The 22564-nt window shown below is 37.8% G+C and carries 16 protein-coding genes and 1 riboswitch; of the genes, 14 read left to right on the top strand and 2 right to left on the bottom strand.

Annotated features, from left to right (window positions below; all coding sequences use genetic code 11):
* The first annotated feature begins 794 nt into the window (after nt 1-794).
* The 14 genes from SAY88_RS22575 (at nt 795) to thiH (ending at nt 19544) form a co-directional block, all read left to right on the top strand.
* Nucleotides 795-2006, top strand: a complete 1212-nt coding sequence (locus tag SAY88_RS22575) for a HAMP domain-containing sensor histidine kinase (RefSeq protein WP_332634534.1) — start codon at nt 795-797, stop codon at nt 2004-2006.
* A gap of 156 nt (nt 2007-2162) precedes the next feature.
* Nucleotides 2163-3314 (top strand): tryptophan synthase subunit beta, encoded by a 1152-nt coding sequence (gene trpB, locus SAY88_RS22570; RefSeq protein ID WP_332634532.1) that lies wholly within the window; start codon nt 2163-2165, stop codon nt 3312-3314.
* Between the two features lie 166 nt (nt 3315-3480).
* Entirely contained in the window at nt 3481-4902 is a 1422-nt protein-coding gene (locus SAY88_RS22565; RefSeq protein ID WP_332634531.1) for a phospholipase D-like domain-containing protein, read from the top strand.
* A gap of 262 nt (nt 4903-5164) precedes the next feature.
* Nucleotides 5165-6613 carry a sucrose-specific PTS transporter subunit IIBC gene (locus SAY88_RS22560; RefSeq protein WP_332634529.1) on the top strand — a complete coding sequence of 483 codons (1449 nt, stop codon included), beginning with the start codon at nt 5165-5167 and terminating at the stop codon, nt 6611-6613.
* Nucleotides 6614-6694: 81 nt separating this feature from the next.
* Nucleotides 6695-8164, top strand: coding sequence for a glycoside hydrolase family 32 protein (locus SAY88_RS22555; RefSeq protein ID WP_332634527.1), 1470 nt, complete (start codon nt 6695-6697; stop codon nt 8162-8164).
* A 63-nt stretch (nt 8165-8227) separates the two neighbouring features.
* Nucleotides 8228-9235, top strand: a complete 1008-nt coding sequence (locus tag SAY88_RS22550; RefSeq protein ID WP_332634525.1) for a LacI family DNA-binding transcriptional regulator — start codon at nt 8228-8230, stop codon at nt 9233-9235.
* Nucleotides 9236-9434: 199 nt separating this feature from the next.
* On the top strand, nt 9435-10448 hold the full coding sequence (locus tag SAY88_RS22545; protein ID WP_332634523.1) for a LacI family DNA-binding transcriptional regulator: 1014 nt from the start codon (nt 9435-9437) through the stop codon (nt 10446-10448).
* A gap of 80 nt (nt 10449-10528) precedes the next feature.
* Nucleotides 10529-12637: an amylo-alpha-1,6-glucosidase gene (locus tag SAY88_RS22540; protein WP_332634522.1), complete on the top strand. Its 2109-nt coding sequence runs from the start codon at nt 10529-10531 to the stop codon at nt 12635-12637.
* Nucleotides 12638-12659: 22 nt separating this feature from the next.
* The gene (locus SAY88_RS22535; RefSeq protein WP_332634520.1) at nt 12660-13919 is read left to right on the top strand and encodes an ABC transporter substrate-binding protein; all 1260 of its coding nucleotides are present in this window, start codon (nt 12660-12662) and stop codon (nt 13917-13919) included.
* A 120-nt stretch (nt 13920-14039) separates the two neighbouring features.
* Nucleotides 14040-14933 (top strand): carbohydrate ABC transporter permease, encoded by an 894-nt coding sequence (locus SAY88_RS22530; protein ID WP_332634535.1) that lies wholly within the window; start codon nt 14040-14042, stop codon nt 14931-14933.
* 61 nt (nt 14934-14994) lie between these two features.
* Entirely contained in the window at nt 14995-15822 is an 828-nt protein-coding gene (locus SAY88_RS22525; protein ID WP_332634519.1) for a carbohydrate ABC transporter permease, read from the top strand.
* Nucleotides 15823-16012: 190 nt separating this feature from the next.
* Nucleotides 16013-16092: riboswitch (ZMP/ZTP riboswitch) on the top strand.
* A 142-nt stretch (nt 16093-16234) separates the two neighbouring features.
* Nucleotides 16235-17431 (top strand): phosphoglycerate dehydrogenase, encoded by a 1197-nt coding sequence (locus tag SAY88_RS22520; RefSeq protein ID WP_332634517.1) that lies wholly within the window; start codon nt 16235-16237, stop codon nt 17429-17431.
* 198 nt (nt 17432-17629) lie between these two features.
* Nucleotides 17630-18397 carry a thiazole synthase gene (locus tag SAY88_RS22515; protein ID WP_332634516.1) on the top strand — a complete coding sequence of 256 codons (768 nt, stop codon included), beginning with the start codon at nt 17630-17632 and terminating at the stop codon, nt 18395-18397.
* Between the two features lie 43 nt (nt 18398-18440).
* Entirely contained in the window at nt 18441-19544 is a 1104-nt protein-coding gene (thiH, locus tag SAY88_RS22510) for a 2-iminoacetate synthase ThiH (protein WP_332634514.1), read from the top strand.
* 55 nt (nt 19545-19599) lie between these two features.
* On the opposite strand, the gene SAY88_RS22505 is transcribed toward thiH, so the two are convergent.
* The gene (locus tag SAY88_RS22505) at nt 19600-20811 is read right to left on the bottom strand and encodes a SpoIIE family protein phosphatase (RefSeq protein WP_332634513.1); all 1212 of its coding nucleotides are present in this window, start codon (nt 20809-20811) and stop codon (nt 19600-19602) included.
* A complete protein-coding gene (locus SAY88_RS22500; protein WP_332634512.1) occupies nt 20811-21656 on the bottom strand; it encodes an alpha/beta fold hydrolase in 846 nt (281 codons plus the stop codon). The genes SAY88_RS22505 and SAY88_RS22500 overlap by 1 nt, the downstream gene beginning before the upstream one ends.
* Between the last annotated feature and the right edge of the window lie 908 nt (nt 21657-22564).

Raw genomic sequence — 22564 nt, 5'->3', positions numbered from 1 at the left:
AGTTGGGGGCTTCCCCCTGTGAGAGTAGGACGTTGCCAGGCAGATAAAAGACAATCCAATGGATTGTCTTTTTTAGTGCGCATAAACAGAATGCAGAAGGCGCTGAAGAGCTCTATTCCAGAGGAACAGCATTTTCCTCGAATGGGACGATGGTTACATCGTGAAAAGACATCTTGAAACTACTCCGTGTCCCCCTATGAGACGAACTCTTTCTCTTCGTAACACAACGTGAGTTACGAAGAGAACAACTCCATGAGTAACCATCCCCGTAGAAGAGAAAGGGTGAGTCAGGACGTTGCCAGGCAGGGCTGTGTACTTAAAAAGTGGTAATACCGTGTTTAGATCATAATAAACTATAGATTTAATCTTGGATGGTCAACTATCTAAAAAATTAGAAAGAAATATAAGTTACACTTCCTTAACCTTAACTTAGGTCATTAAACGTATTTCCTTTTGGCAAGGGGTAATGCAAGCCACTTTTTGGCAAAATGGAGAATCAAGGACAGTACCATTTGATTTCGTATGCTTAATATGATTAGTGTGGTGCATGGCAGTTACTTTGTAATTAAATTTGAAAAATTATCTTGGAAAATAGGCTCTTAATGTGATTAAATAAAAGTTACGTGATTTCTAGCTTAGCGAAATAAAAAACGATTTATGCTGCAACTATGGTATTAGAACATACGTACAAATCTCAGTAATTTGTATTGATACTATTTTCCTACTATAATGTTAGGTGGGGAAAGCTTAAATGTTTTGTTTGCCACAATTTTAAAGTAATCTTAGGAGTATGTATGAAGGAATTTTCTCGAATTAACAAAAAGCTTTATTATACTACGATGCTATTTATCAATTTGCTAATGGTATTGGGGTTATTTGTTGACAATCCACTCATGAGTGATTTTGGGGCAGGGTACATATTACACTTATTGCTTGTAGTCATTTTAATTGTATTCCTTTTGCTATATCCAAAGTATGAAACGCAAACCTTTAGAATAATCATTATCACAGGTGTGTTTGCTTATTTCTATACACTCTTTTTTCTATATCCTGAGACATGGTCTACATTTTTATTTTTATGTTTTATTCCAGCTATTTCAATCTTGTTCTTTGATTCAAAGCTGTTTTATTCGTCTTTATTTATTAATGCGGTTTCTGTAAGTGTGATTTTCTCTTATGTTTTTCTGATTGATCAAGGTGCCCGTTTTCCACACATCTATCTAGATTTAGCAGGGAATTTCCTTAACTTTATAGGGAGTCAATTAATTATTTATTTTATTTATTATTTATCCTATCTCAGATTGAAAAAAGTGCAGTTATATTATGAACAAGTCCAACAATCAGAGCGTTTAAAAGCTACGGGACAATTAGCTGCTGCAGTTGCTCATGAAATTAGAAATCCCTTGACAGTCGTAAAAGGATTTTTGCAGTATTACGAAAAGGATTCATTGTTTAGTAAAGAAAAGAAGGATCATTTTACATTGATGATTGATGAATTAAATACGGCCGAACAGGTTATCTCACAATACTTGTCGATTGCCAAACCAAATGGAAACCTAAAGACGGAAACAGTTAGTATCCAAGTCGTTCTTCAAAGTATTACAGACTTACTTCAATCTTATGGGCTTCTACATAATAATAAAATCGACCTTTTTATAGAAGAGAATTGCTATGTTGAAGCGAATGTCATAGAGCTAAAGCAGGTATTTATTAATATTATTAAAAATGCAATAGAAGTTTCTAAAGTTGGAGATCCTGTCATTGTTACAGCGGAAAAAAACAAAAACTATGTTGAAGTAAAAGTCGTCGATTACGGAATAGGTATGTCAGAAGCAGAGATTAAGTCTCTTGGGACGCCTTTTTATTCGTTGAAAAGTAAAGGCACTGGCTTAGGATTGATGATTTGTTATAACATTATTGGAAAATATCATGGCTCCATTGATTTTACGAGTTCAAAAGGGGAAGGGACAACCGTTATTGTCCGTTTTCCAATAAAGAAAGTATAATTCATAGCGATAGATTCAAATAAAAAAAGCTCTCAGCTGTTGAGGGCTTTTTTTCAAATTGCATGATGAAGGGTAAACGAGAGGGGATGTCGAATAATAGAGATAATTAACAAAATTTTTAAACAAGTAAACAGGGATTTGGAGGCGTATTACGTTATGAGTGAGAAAGGTTATTTTGGACAATTCGGAGGAAGCTTTTTGCCAGATGATTTAGCAAAAGTATTAGCATTTTTAGCTGAACAGTTCGATAAGTATAGATATGATCCTGAATTCATTGAAGAGTATAAATATTATTTAAAAGAATTTGTTGGACGAGAAAATCCATTAACCTATGCAAAAAATTTAACAGAGCAAGTTGGTGGTGCAAAAATTTATTTTAAACGCGAAGATTTGAACCATACAGGAGCGCACAAAATTAATAATGCAATTGGGCAAATTTTATTAGCTAAACGGATGGGGGCTACAAGAATTATTGCTGAGACAGGAGCTGGACAGCACGGGGTGGCTACAGCTACGGCTTGTTCCATCTTCGGGATTGACTGTACGATCTACATGGGGAAGCTTGATACAGAGCGGCAAGCCTTAAATGTGTTTCGGATGGAATTACTTGGGGCAAAGGTTGTTCCTGTTGATCAAGGGCAAGGGCGGTTAAAAGATGCGGTTGATGCGGCACTAGCTGACTTAGTTGAAAATTATCAAAATACGTTTTATTTACTTGGTTCTGCAGTTGGTCCGCACCCGTTTCCTACAATGGTGAAGTATTTTCAATCTGTTATTAGTGAAGAAGCAAAGCGACAAATTCTTGAAAAAGAGGGCAAACTCCCAACGGCGGTTGTCGCAGTTGCTGGTGGTGGAAGTAATGCGATCGGTGCATTTGCTCATTTTATTGATGAGAAAAGTGTTCGCTTAGTGGGGGTTGAACCAGAAGAGGCTCCGACGTTAACAGAAGGTGTTCCTGCTGTCATTCATGGTTTCAAATGTTTAACGTTATTAGATGAGAACGGACTGCCAAAACCTACGTATTCTATTGCGGCAGGGCTTGATTATCCAGGGATCGGCCCTGAACATAGTTACTTAAAGGAAACAGGACGTGCAGAGTACGTAACTGTTTCCGGAGAAGAAGCGTTGGAGTGGTTTCAGAAACTTTCTAAAATTGAAGGGATTATTCCGGCTTTAGAGAGTGCGCATGCTGTGGCTCATACAGTTAAGCTTGCAAAAGAGTTAACGAAAGAAGATGTAATTATCGTAAACTTGTCAGGTCGAGGAGACAAAGATGTGCAGCAAGTTTATAACATGCTACATAAATAATTTTTAAAAAGGTTGTCACAAATGTCAAAGAACAAGCGTTTGTGACAGCCTCTTTCGTTTTGCATAAATATGGGATGATCAAACAATTGCACTGATAAAATATAGTAGCGAGGAGAAAGATAAGTACTAAAATGGATTGAAGACATATTGCTGTAGGGGGTTGTCTATGGTATTCGTTTATATAATAGTACTATATTTTCTTTATGCATTGATTTCGGGAGTTGTTCTATTTTCATTTTACAAGCATAAAAAGAGTCAATATGTAAATGAACACGAAACGGAACGCTTCTTTGGTGATCAACCTTCACAGGATAGGGTTGTCCTTGTTGAAAAGCGTTATGAGTCAGGACTTGCCAGGATAAATCTGATAGAAAGTGCAAAAGACACCTTAGATATTTCTTACTTTATGATCAGCCCAGGACTAGCTGGTTCTATTTTTCATACGTGTATTGTTAATGCTGCTGATCGAGGCGTTCAAGTACGAATACTTCTTGATGGGGTATCCAATCGTATGACAGGGAAAAAGAAGGATATTGTTTATTCGTATGTTGACCACCCTAATATTCATTTGAAATTTTATGAACCGTTTGATATGTGGCGGCCATGGACATGGAATAATAGGCTTCACGATAAGATCATCATTGTTGATCAGAAATTGGCCATGGTAGGGGGGCGCAATATCGGAGATAAATATTTTGCCCCTGTGGGTTTGGACGGGGCAACGAATGATCGTGATGTTGTTGTTGTTAATACAGATGACACTGATTTTGAAAATAGTGTTATTTCAAAAGTAAAGGACTATTATGATTACGTGTGGAATCATAAGTTTTCAAAACCTTTGATTACTTCGTTAACACAAAAACAACAAAAGCTAGGGCAAAGAAAACTCTCTGATTTAAGGAAGCTCTATCATGTCTTAGATGAATCAAAACCTAGTTTCTTTCAGCAAGAGATAAACTGGATGGAAAAGTCACTACCTGCAAAAAAAGTAATGTTTATTTATAATCCTATTGACCGTTTTAACAAAGAACCATGGGTTTGGTATGAGATATCACGATTAATGAAGAAGGCAAAGGACTCAATCCTAATTCAAAGCCCATATATTATTCCTACGAAAGACATGCGACATCACTTAAACAAAGGAAACCTTTCTGTAAATGAAGTGAAGGCTGTGACGAACTCACTTGCAGCTTCTCCGAATCTTATGGCATACTCCGGCTATAGACGATTCCGGAAAAAGTTAGTATGCTCAGGTATAGATGTGTATGAGTTTCAAGGACCAACTGAATCGTATCATACAAAATCATTTATTTTCGATAACAGAATTAGTCTTGTTGGCTCTTTTAACTTAGATCCAAGAAGTGCCTATTTAAGTACGGAGATCATGCTTGTGATTGATAGTGAGGAATTTGCGAGCCAAAAGAAAAGTGAAATTGATCGCATTATTCATGACAATAGCCTCCTTGTAAAAGAAGATGGATCATATGCGCCCCATCCAGATGTCATAGAAAGAGTGGTGCCTCGTGTGAAATCGATGATGACACATGTTTTAACAGGCGTTACTCGATTTGGTGAACGTTTGTTGTAGTAGATAGAATTGTATCATACGTTTAATTGCACGGTAAAAACGGCGCTATATAAAACTAAAGATAGCGCCATTTTTTATATTCTTATTGACTAGCTTTAACAAATAACATATAATTTGAACCAACAAATGTAAAGCTTTACACTTTTGAAATTTTATTTTTTTATTTAGTATGTAAAGCTTTACATTTTTGATTTAATTATTGCTTTATATTAATGATTTATTTTCACTGAAAAATGTAAAGCTTTACAATTGGGAGGGTAACATGGATTATAATCAGAAAGCAAAAGAGATTTTGGAAGCTATTGGTGGAGCTGATAATGTCGTAGCGGCTGCACATTGTGCTACAAGGTTACGTCTTGTATTGAAAGATGAAAGTTTAGTAGACGAAGCAAAGCTAGATAAGATGGATGTGGTGAAAGGAACGTTTGCAACTGGAGGGCAGTTTCAAATCATCATTGGATCAGGTACTGTCAACCAGGTGTATGCTAAGCTTGCCCCTCTTGCAGGTGTCAGCGAAATGACTACAAAGGATGATGTGAAAAAAGCGGGTACAAAAAAGTTGAATCCGATTCAACAGTTTGTAAAGGTCTTATCAGACATTTTTGTCCCAATTATTCCTGCGATTGTTGCAGCAGGTTTGTTAATGGGAATTAATAATATTTTAACTGCAGAAGATCTTTTCTATGATGGAATGTCTCTGATTGATGCGAATCCAGGAATTGCTGATCTAGCTTCTTTGATCAATACTTTCGCTAACGCAGCCTTTGTTTTTCTACCAATTTTAATTGGATTTTCTGCAGCACAGCGATTTGGAGGAAATGCATTTTTAGGGGCTGCACTTGGAATGTTAATGGTTCATCCAGACTTATTAAATGGTTATGGCTATGCAGACGCACTACTTGAGGGGACGATTCCAGTTTGGAATATTTTAGGTTTTGAGATTGAAAAGGTCGGCTATCAAGGAACTGTATTGCCAATTTTAGTTGCAGCTTTTATTTTAGCGAAAATTGAACAATTGTTACGAAAAGTTATTCCGGCAGCATTAGATAACTTGTTAACGCCATTATTTACATTATTTATTACAGGTATCTTAACCTTCACTTTTGTTGGTCCTATCACTCGTACAGGTGGAGATATGATTACAGGAGGTTTGGTATGGCTATTTGAAACAGCAGGGTTCATTGGTGGAGGATTGTTTGGGTTAATTTATGCACCTATTGTTATAACAGGTATGCATCATAGCTTTATCGCTGTTGAAACGCAATTGTTAGCAGATTTAGCAAGAACAGGAGGATCGTTTATCTTCCCTGTAGCAGCAATGTCCAATGTTGCACAAGGTGCAGCAGCATTGGCAGTTATTTTTATCACAGCAAATAAAAAAATGAAAAGTATTGCGTCAGCTTCAGGCATATCTGCGTTATTAGGGATCTCTGAACCAGCAATGTTCGGGGTTAACTTAAAGCTTCGTTATCCTTTTATTGCAGCGATTATTGGTGCGGCTATCGGTTCAGCATATATTACGCTAAATAAAGTGCTTTCAGTAGCAATTGGTCCTGCAGGATTACCAGGGATTATTGCGATTCGTGTTGATGTAATTCTTCACTTTATTATAGGAATGGTCTTAACATTTGTTGTTGCTTTTGCATTAACGTTTGTATTTGCTAAGAGACAGCAATTGAGAGAAAAGAAGAATGAAAGCAATGCAGCATAAATACAAAGGAGAAACATTTTAAGAACTTAGGGGGGCTAAACGATTCTCCTATTGTTCATGTTAGAAGGTGAGGTTCTTATAATGGAGTGGACAAGAGAAGAGAGGTACCGTCGTCTTGATGAGGCCAGTACAAAAGAAATTGAAGAATTACGAAGCAATGTTGAAAAATGCCCTTGGCGACAAACGTATCATATTCAGCCCAAGATGGGGTTATTAAATGACCCAAATGGATTTTCTTATTATAATGGAGAGTATCATTTGTTTTATCAATGGTTTCCTTTAGGGCCAGTTCATGGCTTGAAATACTGGTATCATACTAAGTCAGAGGACCTTGTTCATTGGGATAATGTTGGGATTGGCATAAAGCCAACTGCGCCTTTTGATAGTCATGGAGCTTTTTCCGGGAGTGCGATTGAGCATGAGGGGAAACTTTACTTATTTTATACAGGCAATACGAGGGATCAAGATTGGGTTCGACATCCTTATCAATGCATTGCGGTAATGGATAAAGAAGGCCATATTGAAAAGTATGAACAACCAGTTATAAAGGATGTTCCCATAGGATATACTGAACATTTTCGCGATCCAAAGGTTTGGAAACATGGCGATCATTTTTATGCGATTATTGGTGCTCAACGAGCGAATTTGACAGGGTGTGTTGTTTTATATCAATCTGTTAACTTAAAAGAGTGGGACTTTCTTGGAGAAATAACAACTGATTTAAATCAGTTTGGATTTATGTGGGAATGTCCGGATTACTTTGAACTTGGTAATAAAGGAATCCTTATTTTCTCCCCACAAGGGTTACAACGGGAAGGGGATAAATTTCAAAATATATATCAATCTGGCTATCTGATTGGGGAGCATCTAGATTTAAATAGTGGAGAGTTTCGGCATTCTAATTTTCGTGAATTAGACCTGGGATTTGACTTTTATGCACCCCAAACAATGGTTGATGAACAAAATCGACGGATCTTAGTTGCGTGGATGGGACTACCTGAAATTGAGTATCCCAATGATCGACATGGATGGGCGCATTGTTTAACGTTACCAAGAGAATTAATAATGAGAAAAGGCAAACTTTTTCAACAACCTGTAAAGGAATTGGCTCAATTACGTAAAAGTAATGTAATCGCAGAAGATATTCTTGTTAATGAAAGCAAAAGCTATGATTCTTTTCATGGTGTATCATATGAATTGATTTGTGAATTTACCAATAAGGACGCCTCTCAATTTGGAATTGATATACGTGTAGGTGAGAAAGAAGTAACTACGATTAAATATGATGTAAACAATAAAAAACTGATGTTTGACCGCAGTCAATCTGGTGAGGTAGTTGCTGAAGAATATGGTATGGTTCGGCAATGTGATATGACAAGTGAATCAATCAAGCTTCAATTATTTGTCGACTCATCTTCGCTTGAATTTTTTGTGAATGATGGGGAAGTAGTTTTTACAGGAAGGATTTTTCCAAATGTTAAAAGCGACGGAATTCGTTTTTTTGCTGTTGAGGGAGAAGTAAGCATGAAAGCAAGCAAATGGGATTTTTAATATAGGGAACATCTGCTTAACTATCTTGTCCTTTCCTTGTAACATCTCTAAGGAGGCAGAACGATGAAAAAAGATATTAATATAAAAGAGGTTGCCAAAAAAGCAGGTGTTTCAATTGCGACCGTTTCAAGGGTGTTTAACAATTCCGGAACAGTAAAAGAGAGTACACGAAAAAAAATCGAGGCAGTCATTGAGGAGACTGGATATTATCCAAATGTTCTTGCAAGAGAACTTGCGGAAAAGAAAACTCACCTAATTGGTCTGATTGTACATAGTATGATCGGTGAAGGGATTCCCCGAATGATAAATGGTGTAAACGAAATGCTTGAAGATAATGATTACAATCTACTGATAGCATGTACGAACGGGATTTTGGAGAGTGAAATAAAGCACTTTGAAATTTTTCGATCTAAACGTGTAGAGGGAATTTTGTTTGCGACTCGTGAATTTAAAGAAGAACATCGCGATTTAATTCAAAAGATTCCAATCCCTGTTGTGGTTCTTCTTCAGCGGACGGATAAAGAAGGCATTTCTTTTGTTACGTTTGATAACTATACATTTGCAAAGGATGCAACGGAAAAACTTATTGGCCTAGGACACCGTAATTTTGCTTTTATTGGTGGGCCTGCTACCTCTGTAAACTCAAGAGAAAGACAACGAGGGTTTCGTGATGGACTAAAGGAGAATGGAATTGAACTAGACACTAACTTAAGCAGGAATGGCGACTTTACAATTGAATCTGGATATCAGCAAATGGAAGAAATCCTTGCTATTGAAAAAGAGATAACAGCTGTGATTGCTGTAAACGATGGGATGGCGATAGGAGCACTTAACTGTATACAAGATCATGACATTGCAGTCCCAAACGACATATCTGTACTCGGTTTAGATGATACGGTGTTAGCGAAAGCTTCCCGATTAAAATTATCAGGAGTACACTATTCCTATTCTAAGTTAGGAAAACAAGGAGCAGGTTTGTTGTTAAAACAGATAGAGTCTGACGAAGCACTCTTTGAAGAGGTTGTCTTGCCTTATGAAATTCATTTGCGTGAGAGTGTTAATAAACGGTGATGAGTGTTTATCGTGAACTAAGAAGCCTACTGTTATATTAGTAGGCTTCATTATGATATTTATATATCTTATAAACCCATACTTTTTATAAATGATTCAAAATAAAAAAGGAATTTATAAAAAAAGTTCTTGAAAACATTTTCAGAAATGTGTAAAGTAATAATTGTAACAGCAACCAAAACGTTTTGGAGGATTTTTGATGGCTACAATAAAAGATATAGCAAAAGCTGCAGGAGTATCGGTTACAACGGTCTCTCGAGCTTTAAACGGGTATAATGATGTGAATGAAAAAACAAGAGCTAAAATTAAAAGTATTGCTGAAGAACTAAATTATAGTCCAAATGCTGTTGCACGTAGTTTAGTCAAAAGCAAAACCGAAACAATTGGCTTACTTGTATCAGAACTAAGTCTCTCTGGAGCAAAGGATATGTTCACATACGAAATTATGTGCGGGATTAATGATTCTTCTTCGGAAAAAGGGTATGATCTGATCCTTTTTAGTACCAACTCTGCTAAACAAAAAGCAAAAAGTTACAGTCAGCTTTGTCGTGAAAGGCAAGTTGAAGGAGTCATTATGCAAGGAATTAAAATTGATGATCCTTACTTAAAAGAGGTCATTGATAGTAATATCCCATGTGTCCTTATTGATGTAGAAATAGAAGGAGAAAATGTGGGGTTTGTCTCTACAGATAATGTATTTGGAGCTCAAATGGCAGTAAAGCACTTAACAAACCTTGGTCATCGTAACATTGCTATAATGAATGGTCATAATCAAGCTGTTGTCAGTCAAAAAAGATTACAAGGATACAAGAAGCAATTGGAAGAAGCTTCGATCCCTTTTCAAGACGAGTACGTCTTAAATGGAGAGTTTCTCGAAGAAAAAGCAGAAAAAGTTGCTTATTCATTTTTGAACGAGCATCCTGAGGTTACGGCGATTTTTTGTGCAAGTGATTTAATGGCACTTGGGGTGATGAATGCGGCTAAGCGGCAAGGGATTGCTGTTCCAGAGGAGCTATCAATTGTAGGATATGATAACATCACTCTTGCTGAATATGTTCAACCGCAGTTATCAACGGTTGAACAAAATAAATACCAAATTGGGTTTAAAGCAGCCAAACTGCTTATTGATATGTTAGAAGGAAATAAAGCAAATAGAAAAGTCATTTTAGATAATCAGCTAATTATTAGAAATACAACGGCTGAGCCGAAATGATTTTTTTTATAGAAAAACCGAAACGTTTCGGACTATAAGGTTGAACGTTTTGGTGGATGCTACAGTCGGAGGGGAAAAGTATGAACTATAGAGTAATTAAAGAAAATGATTTGTTTTTGTTAACGGATGAAAAAGGAAACATCCCATTAAACCACCCGTATGGACCGGGATTATATACGAAAGATACAAGGTTTTTAAGTAAGTTGGATTTGAGAATTAACGGAGCTGAGCCGATTCTTCTTTCATCTGAAGCTGATGAAAATTATGTAGCAGAGATGATTTTAACAAACCCTCACTTAGAAGAGAATGGCGAGGTTGAACTTTGGCGGGAATCAATTGAACTAAAAAGAAAACGCTTCATATACGGTGGAGTTTGTTATGAAGTCATTACAGCTAAAAATTACAATCCGAAGCCTGCAACATTTGATGTCAGCCTTCATGTAGATGCTGATTTCAGTGACATGTTCATTGTTAGAGGATTTCAAAACGGAGACCTTGGTAGCAAAGGAGAAACAATCGTTGATGAGAATACCCTCACTTTTACATATATGGGCGCTGATCACATTCATCGTAAGTCTATTGTTTCTTGGGATGAAAAAGCAACGAAAGTAACTGAAGTTGGAGATATTCACTTCGTACTTTCGCTAGATCATCAAGAAGAAAAAACAATTGTATTTACATTTTCTCCTGAAACAGGTGACGAAAAGCTAGTTGTTTATAATCATGAAGAAGCTCTTTCTAAGTTGAAGTCATCGTATGAGTCATGGAAAGAGGAAACAACAAAGGTTGAATCAGACCATCCGATATTCCAACGCTTATTGAAAAGAGGAATTGGAGACTTGCGTGTGTTATTAACGGACCTTGGTTATGGGCAATTCCCTGTTGCGGGTCTTCCGTGGTTTGGGGTTCCGTTTGGCCGAGATAGTTTAATAGCGGCTCTGCAAATGCTGCCGTTTAATCCTAAGGTTGCCAAAGGTACGTTGTTAACGATGGCAGCAAAACAGGGTGAGAAAAAGGATAGTTGGAGAGATGAAGAGCCAGGGAAGATTATGCATGAAATTCGCTTTGGAGAATTGGCGAATACAAATCAAATTCCTTTCGCTCCTTATTATGGAACCATTGATGCTACGCCGCTTTTCTTAGTTCTATTAAGTGAATATGTAAAGTGGACAGGTGATGTTGAACTATTTAAAGAGCTTGAAGGTAATGTTGAACGTGCTCTTACATGGATTGATCAATATGGCGACCGAGACGGAGACCTTTTTGTTGAATATCATCAAGAAGCTTCGAAAGGAATTGCGAATCAAGGATGGAAGGATTCTGGAGATTCAATCGTCCATCGAGATGGAAACTTCGGAGAAACTCCAATTGCATTATCTGAAGTTCAAGGGTATGTGTTCCAAGCGAAAAAGGGAATCGCGGAAATTTATCAAGTACTTGGAAATGAAAAAGCCTCTGACCGACTTAGCGACGAAGCATCTACATTACAAGAAAAATTTGAAGCAGAATTTTGGATGGAAGATGTGCAGTTCTACGCGTTGGCGCTTGATAAACATAAGAATCAAGTTGGAACGATTACGTCGAACCCTGGTCATGTTTTATTTGCTGAAATGTTAGATGAAAACAAAGCGGAAATCGTAAGTAATATGCTTACTTCAGACAAAATGTTTTCAGGTTATGGCATTCGTACGATGGGGAAAGACGAAGCCGGTTATAATCCGATGAGTTATCATAACGGGACGGTTTGGCCGCATGATAATAGCTTGATTATTCTTGGTATGAGTAAGACGAACAATCAAGGTCATGCAGCGACAGTGATGAATGGGTTGATCAACTCTGCTGATACGTTTGAATATGATCGCCTGCCAGAATTGTTTTGTGGATACGATGCAGTTGGCAAAGCGGTGAAATATCCTGTTGCATGTTCCCCGCAAGCATGGGCTGCAGGAACACCAATGGTATTTGTGCAAGCGATGCTTGGGTTATTCCCGAGTTGCTTGAAAAAACAAATCAATGTAAATCCTCGTTTGCCAGAGGGAATGAATGAATTACAAATCGATAACATGAGAATTGGAGAAGGGACTCTTTCTCTTCGCGTTAAAAAGGAAAATGATTTGTTTACACTTGAGATTCTTCAAAATACAACGGGTTGTGACGTGATCGGAAGCAAGGAAGGTCAGATTAATTAATCTAAAGTGAGGGGACTTTTATATGAAAAAATGGATGAGATCAATTGGACTAACTAGTGTACTTGTAGCAGGTAGTTTGCTAGCAGCTTGCTCATCAGGAGATAGTGGTACAGATAATGGTGAGAACGGTTCTGCGGATGATGTGGTGGAGATCACATTAAGTGGATGGGGGTCTTCACCGGCAGAGCAACGTATTTTTGAAGATATAATTGCAACGTTTGAAGAGAATCACCCTCATATTTCCGTAAATGTTGATATCGTGGCAGATCAATATATGGACGTTCTTCGGACGAGATTAATTGGTGGTAATGCAGCAGATGTTTTCTTTCTAGAGGCATTTGAGGCACCGGCTTTAATGGAAACTGGGGTATTAGAGCCGTTAGATGATTATATAACAGATGAGTTTAATGTTAACGATTTTGAGGCACCGTTGATCGATGCGTTTACGCAAAATGGCACACTTTATGGATTGCCAAAGGATACATCGACGTTAGCGCTTTTCTACAATGAAGATATGTTTGAAGAGGCAGGTCTTGAAGGTCCACCGGAAACATGGGAAGAGCTTGAAGATTATGCAGAAATTTTAACAGAGTCTACAGGACAATATGGTTTTGGGGTTGTAGCAGATTTAGCACGTCTTATGTTTATTGCAGAAGCCAAAGGTGGCAGCGTAACGCAAGACAATCTAGCTAGCTTTAGTGATCCTAAAGTCGTAGAAGCATTGCAACCACTTATTGAGATGAAGCAGAGTGAAATTGCTGGGGCACCTAGTGATGTTGGTGCTGATTGGGGTGGAGAAATGTTCGGTCAAGGTCGAACAGCAATGATGTTTGAAGGGAACTGGACAATCTCATTTTTAGAAGAAACATTTCCGAACCTTAATTGGAATACGGCAGAAATTCCAACGATTGATGGAGTAAACGGATCGATGGCGTATACGGTTGCTTATGTTATGAATAAAGACTCCGAGAAAAAGGAAGCAGCTTGGGAACTTATTTCTTGGTTAACAGGGCCAGAAGGAATGGAACTTTGGGCAGGAGCCGGCTTCGCCTTTCCGACTCGTACGTCCGTATCAGATGAATTAGGCTTATTCGATGATGAAATCAGAGGTCCATTTGCAAAAGCTACAGGTTACGCAACAGTTTGGGCGGATGATACAAACTTACCAATTATCTATAATAACTTTAACAATGAGTTCTTAAGTGCATTTTTGGGACAGCGTCCGCTTGATGAAGCGTTAGAAGAGGCAGAGAGTGTTGCAAACAGAGAAATTGAAGATTAATAAGGTAAGGGAGAACTCTCTCCCTTCCCCTTGTTTTTGCAAGGAAAGGAGATATACGATATGGCTAAGCAAGACAGCAATTCTCCAACAATGATAAAGGAAGCGGGCAAGAGATATGGGATGGATTATTCTAAACGAGCATTAAGAGAAGCAGGACAAGGTTATGCGTTTATGGCACCGACATTGCTTGTCATTGGTGTATTTGTCTTACTCCCTATATTATATGCAGTCTTTTTATCGTTTCACCGTGTCCAGCTATTAGGAGGAACTAGTTTCGAATTTGTTGGGCTTAGTAACTTTGTTAGAATATCAGATGATTACAGGGCTGGAATTGCCCTATGGAATACCTTCAAATATGTGATTATTGTTGTTCCGGCACAGACGATGTTAGCCCTGTTTTTAGCGGCGACGTTAAATGCTGGTATGAAAGGGGAGAAGTTTTTTCGCATTATCTACTTCTTACCGACTTTAACCTCCTCTGCTGTTTTAACGTTAATTTTTATGTGGATGTACAATCAGGAAGGAGCATTTAACCAAATGCTTGCATTCCTTGGGTTACCTACTTATAACTGGTTGAATGACCCATCTGTTGCTTTAACAGCAATCATGATTATGAATATTTGGGCAACGGCACCGTTTTTTATGGTGATCTACTTAGCAGCTCTTCAAGATATACCAGATTCTTTATATGAAGCAGCTGAACTTGATGGAGCTGGTCCGATTCAAAAGTTTTGGCATGTAACAGTTCCACTGTTGCGACCGGTGACGTCTTTTGCGATTATTATGGGGATAATTGGGACCTTTCAATTATTTGATCAATCGTATATTTTCTCTGGAGGTTCTGGTGGGCCGAGTAACTCGACGCTTACAGTTGTCTTACTCATCTATCAATATGCGTTTGATTCAGCAGGAAGAATGGGTTATGCTGCAGCGTTAGCATTCGGATTAGCTTTTATCATATTAACTGCGACTTTATTACAACGGAAGTTATCAAAAGAGGAAACATTCTATTAAGAGTCAAGGTATGAAAATGTATTTGTTCGGCTTAATCCGAATGGAGTAAGGAGGATCAATCATGGTGAAAAAGTTAGGGGTAGGTAAAACCGTTGTCTATACGATTTTAGTTACGTATGCGGTTGTTACATTATTCCCATTTTTGTGGGCGTTATCTTCATCATTCAAATCGTTAGAAGAAATCTTGACCCATAATATGAATCTCATTCCAAGAGATTTTACCCTGGAAAATTTTCGATTTATTATTGCAGAACAGCCGATGTTTTTGCGCTGGTTATTTAATAGTGTATTTGTTGCTGTTATTGGAACCGTTTTGAATTTATTGTTTAACTCGATGGCTGGTTATGCGTTAGCACGTCTCAGTTTTCCAGGAAAGAAGAGTTTATTTATTTGTATATTAGCTGTACTGATGATTCCTGGTCAGGTGACAATGATCCCGAATTATTTGATTTTGAATCATTTAGGGTGGTTGAATACGTATCATGGCTTAATTATCCCGGCGATGGTAAATGCAACATTTATTTTTATGATGCGTCAATTCTTTCTTAACTTCCCGAAAGAATTGGAAGAAGCAGCGGCTTTAGATGGGCTATCACGGTTTGGGACATTTTTCCGAATTGTTCTGCCTATGGCAAAGCCCGCATTGGCAGCGCAAGCAATTTTTGTCTTCATGGCATCATGGAATGATTTTATGCGACCGTTGATCATTATGTCAGATGCCGCAATGTATACGTTGCCAGTGGGATTAAATCAGTTTAAAGGCCAATATATTACGCAGTGGAATTATATTATGGCGGCATCCATGGTCTTTACCTTGCCTATTCTCGTTATCTATGCTTTCTTTAGTCGATACTTCCTTAAGGGGATTTCGTTTAAAGGGGATAAGTAGAGGTTGGGATTTAGGCAATGTAATATCTATTAATGAAGCGGCTTTCTCATTAGAGAGGTCGTTTTGTTTTTAGGAGGATAAGTTACCCTCTAATGATTGTAATTGAGGTGATCTATCTGAATATTTATGCTCTTTTTAAATTTGAGCCTTGATGGCTTGTGACGAATATGTTATGATCAAAACAAATCTAAAGGCTATGTGTAACTGGCGAAACGCGGATCACCGCGAGGGAGCACATAGTGTCGTTAGCCGTTCGCCTGGGCAGAGGTAAGGGAATTTTTTTATCCCTTGCCTCTTTCTGCTTTGAAAGGGGATAGTCCAAACAAAAAAACGATATCCTAATTCAAAGAACATAACTGTTAAGAAGTATTATTAAAATAGAAATAGAAACAGACAAAAAGGAGAGAATAAAATGAGCACAACAACATTAGAAAAAGTAAAAACAATCAAAACATTAAATAATATTGCAGAAAGTGGACTAAAGGTTTTTAGAGATGACTATAATCTCGACAATGATAGCGAAAATCCGGATGCGGTTCTTGTGCGTAGTTTTAATATGCATTCACTTGAATTTGGCAATAATTTAAAAGCAATTGCTCGAGCTGGAGCGGGTGTCAACAATATTCCGGTTGATAAGTGCACAGAGCAAGGAATTGTTGTTTTTAATACACCAGGTGCGAACGCAAATGCGGTAAAAGAGCTTGTATTAACGACATTAATGGCGTCATCTCGTAACCTTTTTGCTGGTGTGGAATGGGCAAAGTCTTTAGAAGGTGAAGGCGATCAGGTTCCTAAGCTTGTAGAAGCAGGTAAGAAACAATTTGTTGGGAAAGAAATTAAAGGAAAAACGTTAGGTGTTATTGGGTTAGGTGCGATCGGTGCACTTGTAGCGAATGATGCGCTTGACTTAGATATGGATGTCATTGGGTTTGATCCATTCATTTCTGTTAATACTGCTTGGAACTTATCTCGTAACGTGAAACGTGCCATGTCAATTGAAGAGTTATTTGCAAACTCTGATTATATTACCGTTCATGTTCCGTTAACGGATGATACGAAAGGTATGTTCAACGAAGTTACATTCAGCATCATGAAAGAAGGCGTTCAAATTTTGAACTTCTCACGTGATGGCCTTGTGAATGAAAAGGATATTGAAGCTGCGCTTGAAAGTGGAAAAGTCGGTAAGTATATTACAGACTTCCCGAATGAAAATGTGTTGAAAATGAAAAATGCTGTGCCGATTCCGCATCTTGGTGCTTCTACACAAGAATCAGAAGAAAACTGTGCGATCATGGCAGCTCGCCAAGTGAAGGAATTTTTAGAAACGGGAAATATCAAAAACTCAGTCAACTTTCCAAATGCTAGTCTGCCGTATACAGGAAAGCGTCGTGTAGCTGCATTCCATAAAAATGTTCCGAATATGGTTGGACAGATCACATCAGCGATCTCAGATTATCAATTAAACATTGCTGATATGGTGAACAGAAGCCGCGGAGATTACGCTTATACAATGATCGACATTGAAGATAAAGTAAATGGCGATGTGATCCCTGGTTTAGTTGAGAAGATTAATGAAATAGAGGGAATTGTTACAACGCGTGTAATTTAATATTATATGTATCTGGACGAAACGGGCGGTGATGACATCGCTCGTTTTTTGTGTGGGTAAAGTGACTATTCGGAGTTTTTTAGAATCTACAAACTAAAGTGTGAGAGATGTTACAGACTTATTTTGAATAGGCCTTTAGAGTTGAAACTGGACATCAATTTCATTACTTTACAAATTAGAGTAGGAGAGGGGAACGAAATGAAGGATGAATTAACGATTGGTGGGGTTACATTAACTAGCCGTCTTTTTATCGGGACGGGTAAATTTCATCATAATAATTTGATACCTGCTGTCGCGAAAAGCTCAATGGCTGAGGTCATTACAGTTGCCATGCGTCGGGTTGATCTTCATTCAACAGAAGAGAATATTATAAATTTCATTCCAAAAAACATGATTTTACTTCCAAACACTTCGGGGGCAAGAACAGCGGAAGAAGCTGTTCGTATCGCAAGGTTATCTAGGGCAGCAGGGCTTGGGAATTGGGTGAAAATCGAAGTGATTCCAGACCAAAAATATTTACTTCCAGATAATTATGAAACATTAAAAGCAACGGAAAGTTTAGTGAAGGAAGGGTTTATTGTTTTGCCTTATATGAATCCAGATTTGGTCGTCGCGAAACAGTTAGAGGAAGTGGGAGCGGCTGCAGTTATGCCTCTTGGTTCACCTATTGGCTCTAACCGAGGGTTTCGAACGAAGGAGTTAGTCCGAATTATGATTGCGGAAAGTAGAGTTCCAATTGTGGTAGATGCAGGGATCGGTAAACCTTCTGAAGCGTGTGAAGCAATGGAGTTAGGGGCAGATGCAGTCTTAGTTAATACGGCTATTGCCACATCCAACGATCCAGTTACAATGGCAGGAGCCTTTGCAAATAGTGTAAGAGCAGGGAGAGTTGCTTATTTAAGTGGGCTGGGAGAGACTACGTTAGAAGCTAGAGCTTCATCGCCTTTAACAGGATTTTTAGGTTGAGGTAGCATAGCGACATAATGTGATTGAAGGAGGGGATGCGAGAGTGAGTTTTTATCACGTTTATCAAGAGTTAAAAGAGCTCGACTTGGAAGGCTTTCTTGATTCGGTAACTAACAATGATGTAAAAAGGGTTCTACATAAAGAAGTGTTAAATAAAGAAGATTTCTTGAAGCTTTTATCACCTGCTGCGGGGGAGAACTTAGAAGTGCTTGCTCAAAAAGCTCATAGAGTAACAGTTCAACACTTTGGAAAAACAATCCAGTTATTTGACCCAATCTACATTTCTGATTACTGCGTGAACCATTGTACGTATTGTAGCTTTAATGTAACGAATCAATTTAAGCGCCAGCAACTTACCATGGAGGGAATTGAGAGGGAAGCAAAAAAAATAGCAGGAACAGGAATCAAACATGTTTTAATTTTAACAGGGGAGTCGAGAAGGCACTCCTCTATGTCTTACATGAAGGATACCGTTGCAGTGCTCAGGAAATATTTCGAATCTATCTCAATTGAAATTAATCCACTAGAAACAGAAGAATATAAAGAACTAAAAGAAGTTGGTGTGGATGGGGTTACCGTGTACCAAGAAGTTTACAATGAGGATATTTACCAAGATTTTCACGTGAAAGGGCCAAAGCGTAATTACCGTTACCGTCTTGATACTCCTGAAAGAGGTTGCTTGGCAGGACTTCGTAGTGTGAATATCGGTGCATTGTTGGGTTTAGATAATTGGAGAAAGGAAGTATTCTTTACAGGGATGCATGCTAACTATCTACAAACGAAATACATAGGAACAGAGATTGGGGTATCACTCCCTAGAATTCGGCCTAACTTAGGGAGTTTTTCGTCGAGATCTAAAGTAAATGATAGATCCTTTGTTCAGAGTTTAATGGCTTTACGCCTATTTCTCCCGCGATCGGCTATTACTCTTTCTACAAGAGAGAGCCCTGATTTAAGAGATCATTTAATCCCGCTTGGAGTGACAAGGATGTCTGCAGGTGCATCCACAGAGGTTGGTGGTTACTCTCTTGAAGTGGAGGGGACAAATCAATTTGAGATTTCTGATAAACGTAGTGTAAAGGAAATATGCAAGGCTCTGTATGAAAAAGACTACCAACCTGTTTTTAAAGATTGGAATCAACTTTAATGGTATAAAGAAAGGCGAAAGCTTAAAATTCCAAGCTTTCGCCTATTATAATATGTTACGTCAGGTCTACTAAAATAAAACATTGGTCATCACTTTTCGTATACATTTTAATTTCGTTTGAAAGTAACTGTTTCATTTTTTCTTTTAGGTTCGCGTTAGACATCGATTGGTTGTCCCTTAATAAGTTGTTTAATTGATCAGGGCCGAGTGGGTCCGTGACGCCATCTGTATATAGGAGCAGTCTTCCTCCATCTGTATAGGGGAGGGTGTTGGTTTTAAAGACAAGCCCCTCAAACGTTCCAAGAGGAGGCATTTTAGAATAGAGTTCATGTAGTTCTCCGTTTGAATCCAGCCAAAGAGCAGGTGGGTGGCCAGCATTAATATAATCGATCTTTTTCTCTTTTGTATCAATTAATAGATTGATAGCAGTACAGTAATGCCATGCTTCCTTGTTGTTTTGAAACAAGCGGTGAAGATAGTTATCGAGTTCCTTCATTACTGCCTCCGTGTTTACTCCTTTAGAAATAAGTCGTTGGAACAAGGAGTGAAGTGACATCGTAATCAATGCAGAAGAAATGCCATGCCCCATAACATCAAGTAAAATAATGCCATAGCGATGTTGATCTAGTTGATAAAACCCGTAAATATCACCTGATAATTCATTAGAAGCTTCATAGAATGATTCTATTTTTATTTGATCGTTGACAATTGGTTCGGTTAGTGAAGTTTCTTGAATCTTTCTTGCGAGTTCGAGTTCTTTCGTTGTATTTAATTTGTATGCTTGATTTTGTTTGTTTAGTTCAAGGAGTTCTTCTTGTTTGCTCTTTAAATCTTTAAGTGCAGCTTCTAATTCTGCATTTGCTTTCTCTTTGGCAAGTAATGCTGATTCAGCCTCTTTCTTTGCTAAAAGAAGTTCATTTTCATATTCACTTCTCTTGTGCATAGGAAACAGAACACAATCTATTTCATTTTTTTTATTTCTGTTCCTAGGAAGGGCATTTATGATGACGGGTATTTCTTCGCCGCTACTAGATAATAAGGATGTATGCATTTCCTCTATCTTTTTTTCTAATTTCACAAGTGGAACAAAATAGAGCTGATAAAAGAGTTGGGCAGGGACCGTCAAAATGGTATTTATATGCTCTCCATTTAGTTGATCGAGCCTGTAATCAAGTAGGTTAAGTAACGTCTGATTCATTACAAGAATTCTGCCATCTTCTGATAGAGTTAGAAAGCCGCATGGTGCATTATTCAAATGTTCATCCATTACATAAGGTCACCTCTATCGGTATGTCGTTCCATATGTAGAGCTTTATTTAAATATCGATCAATTAATTGTACTGTTTCCTCAGGATGGCTCATATGAGGACAATGTCCGGTTGCTTCCATCTTTATTAGTGTGCTAGAAGGAAGGTGTTGGTAGAGATACTCACCAACTACGGACGGAGCAATAATGTCGTCTGAGCATTGTAATATAAGGGATGGTACAGTAACGTTTGGCAAATCCTTTCGGTTGTCCGTGAAAAAAGTCGCTTCTGCAAATTGTCGAGCGATAATTGGATCAGTAGAACAAAATCGATCTTCTAGCTCTTTTTTGATTTCTGGGCGATCTGTATTGTTCATTAATGTCCCTGCAAAAAGGGTTGTCCAGCCTATATAATTTTTCTCCATCATGTCTATTAAGCCCGTTAGTTGTTCTTTCTCAAAACCTCCGTAATAATGGGGAAGGTCATTTAAATAACATGGAGAGGGGCCGAGCATAATGAGGTCAGAGAAGTACTCAGGGTGTTTTAGTGATGCTAGCATACCGATCATACTGCCAACAGAATGTCCGACCAAAATAGTATCTTTTAAGTCTAATGCAGAACATACATCTAGTACGTCTTGTGCATAGCCATTAAGAGTGCTATATCGATTTAAATCATAAGCGTGTAAATCAGAGTTCCCTGAACCTACATAGTCAAATAAGATAATTTTATAGTCTTCCTCGAAGGCTTTCGCTACTGAGTGCCATACGCTCTGATCACATCCGAAGCCAGGTGCAAATAGCAACGTTCGTGTTCCGTTTCCGCTTATCTTAATATTATTCCGTTTTATTATATACCGGTTCATAATGACTCCTTTTAGTTTAGAACTGTCTTTTTGGTAATATTAAATATCATAACATTTAACGTGTTCTATGTGTTGTCTTTGTTAAATGCTTTCGGTAAATACTAAAATAGTTCTACGTTGTAGTTAGGGTTATATGGAAAAAAGGGCTCAAGTTTTTTGTTTTATCTAATATATGATTTTAAATTTTCATCTAAAGGTGATAAGGGTTGTTCCAATGGTCTAATCGTAACCTATTGGGGACAACCCTATTTCATTTACTTGTGGTTGATCTTATTTTGTTTTAAACCGGCTTACTTCAGAGAGGGGTGCTTGGGCTGTAAGGACAAGGTTGTTGATAGAAGTAACAATTTTTTTGCATTTTAGCAGATTGGATCTCTGACGATCGGGCTACGCGCTGAACATTTTCAGCGTTTTGAATAGAAATGGTTTTAATTCCTTCTTATAGTAGCAGCAATCTCTTGTATATTTTTATTAATTTAAAAGGGGAGGTTTATTTTTGTATGTAGTTTGGGGTCAATTTTTTAATTGCTTATCTCGAAAAGTTATGGTAAATTATTAAACCTAACCGCGAAAAAAATTAAAAATAAGTATTGCGCGGAATGATTAATCGTGATATATTATTTCTTGTCGCCGCGAAAGAGTAATTGGTTTGTGGTTGGTTGCGAAAATAACTTACAAAATAAGTTGTTGCGCAGAATGATTTTGTACGTTATAATAATTCTTGTCGCTGATGAATAGCGGCGGACGAGTTCTTTGAAAACTGAACAAAAGCCAAGCGGAATAGAGATACATGATATCTCAGGGATTTTTAAAAAAATCCCGTCATTAATTTTTTGAGCTAATCAAACACTTTTATGGAGAGTTTGATCCTGGCTCAGGACGAACGCTGGCGGCGTGCCTAATACATG

This window comes from Halalkalibacter flavus (genome assembly GCF_036663575.1).
GTDB classification, from domain to species: domain Bacteria; phylum Bacillota; class Bacilli; order Bacillales; family Bacillaceae_D; genus Halalkalibacter; species Halalkalibacter flavus.
The sequence above is the reverse complement of the archived record's forward strand: the minus strand, read 5'-3'. Positions and strand labels throughout refer to the sequence as shown.

Bases quoted from the DNA above. Each gene is read 5' to 3' on its own strand.
- SAY88_RS22525 (WP_332634519.1), top strand. From the start codon at position 14,995: ATGGTGAAAAAGTTAGGGGTAGGTAAAACCGTTGTCTATACGATTTTA.
- SAY88_RS22575 (WP_332634534.1), top strand. From the start codon at position 795: ATGAAGGAATTTTCTCGAATTAACAAAAAGCTTTATTATACTACGATG.
- SAY88_RS22540 (WP_332634522.1), top strand. From the start codon at position 10,529: ATGAACTATAGAGTAATTAAAGAAAATGATTTGTTTTTGTTAACGGAT.
- SAY88_RS22535 (WP_332634520.1), top strand. From the start codon at position 12,660: ATGAAAAAATGGATGAGATCAATTGGACTAACTAGTGTACTTGTAGCA.
- SAY88_RS22500 (WP_332634512.1), bottom strand. From the start codon at position 21,656: ATGAACCGGTATATAATAAAACGGAATAATATTAAGATAAGCGGAAAC.
- SAY88_RS22545 (WP_332634523.1), top strand. From the start codon at position 9,435: ATGGCTACAATAAAAGATATAGCAAAAGCTGCAGGAGTATCGGTTACA.
- SAY88_RS22530 (WP_332634535.1), top strand. From the start codon at position 14,040: ATGGATTATTCTAAACGAGCATTAAGAGAAGCAGGACAAGGTTATGCG.
- SAY88_RS22560 (WP_332634529.1), top strand. From the start codon at position 5,165: ATGGATTATAATCAGAAAGCAAAAGAGATTTTGGAAGCTATTGGTGGA.
- trpB (WP_332634532.1), top strand. From the start codon at position 2,163: ATGAGTGAGAAAGGTTATTTTGGACAATTCGGAGGAAGCTTTTTGCCA.
- SAY88_RS22505 (WP_332634513.1), bottom strand. From the start codon at position 20,811: ATGGATGAACATTTGAATAATGCACCATGCGGCTTTCTAACTCTATCA.
- SAY88_RS22520 (WP_332634517.1), top strand. From the start codon at position 16,235: ATGAGCACAACAACATTAGAAAAAGTAAAAACAATCAAAACATTAAAT.
- SAY88_RS22550 (WP_332634525.1), top strand. From the start codon at position 8,228: ATGAAAAAAGATATTAATATAAAAGAGGTTGCCAAAAAAGCAGGTGTT.
- SAY88_RS22515 (WP_332634516.1), top strand. From the start codon at position 17,630: ATGAAGGATGAATTAACGATTGGTGGGGTTACATTAACTAGCCGTCTT.
- SAY88_RS22565 (WP_332634531.1), top strand. From the start codon at position 3,481: ATGGTATTCGTTTATATAATAGTACTATATTTTCTTTATGCATTGATT.
- SAY88_RS22555 (WP_332634527.1), top strand. From the start codon at position 6,695: ATGGAGTGGACAAGAGAAGAGAGGTACCGTCGTCTTGATGAGGCCAGT.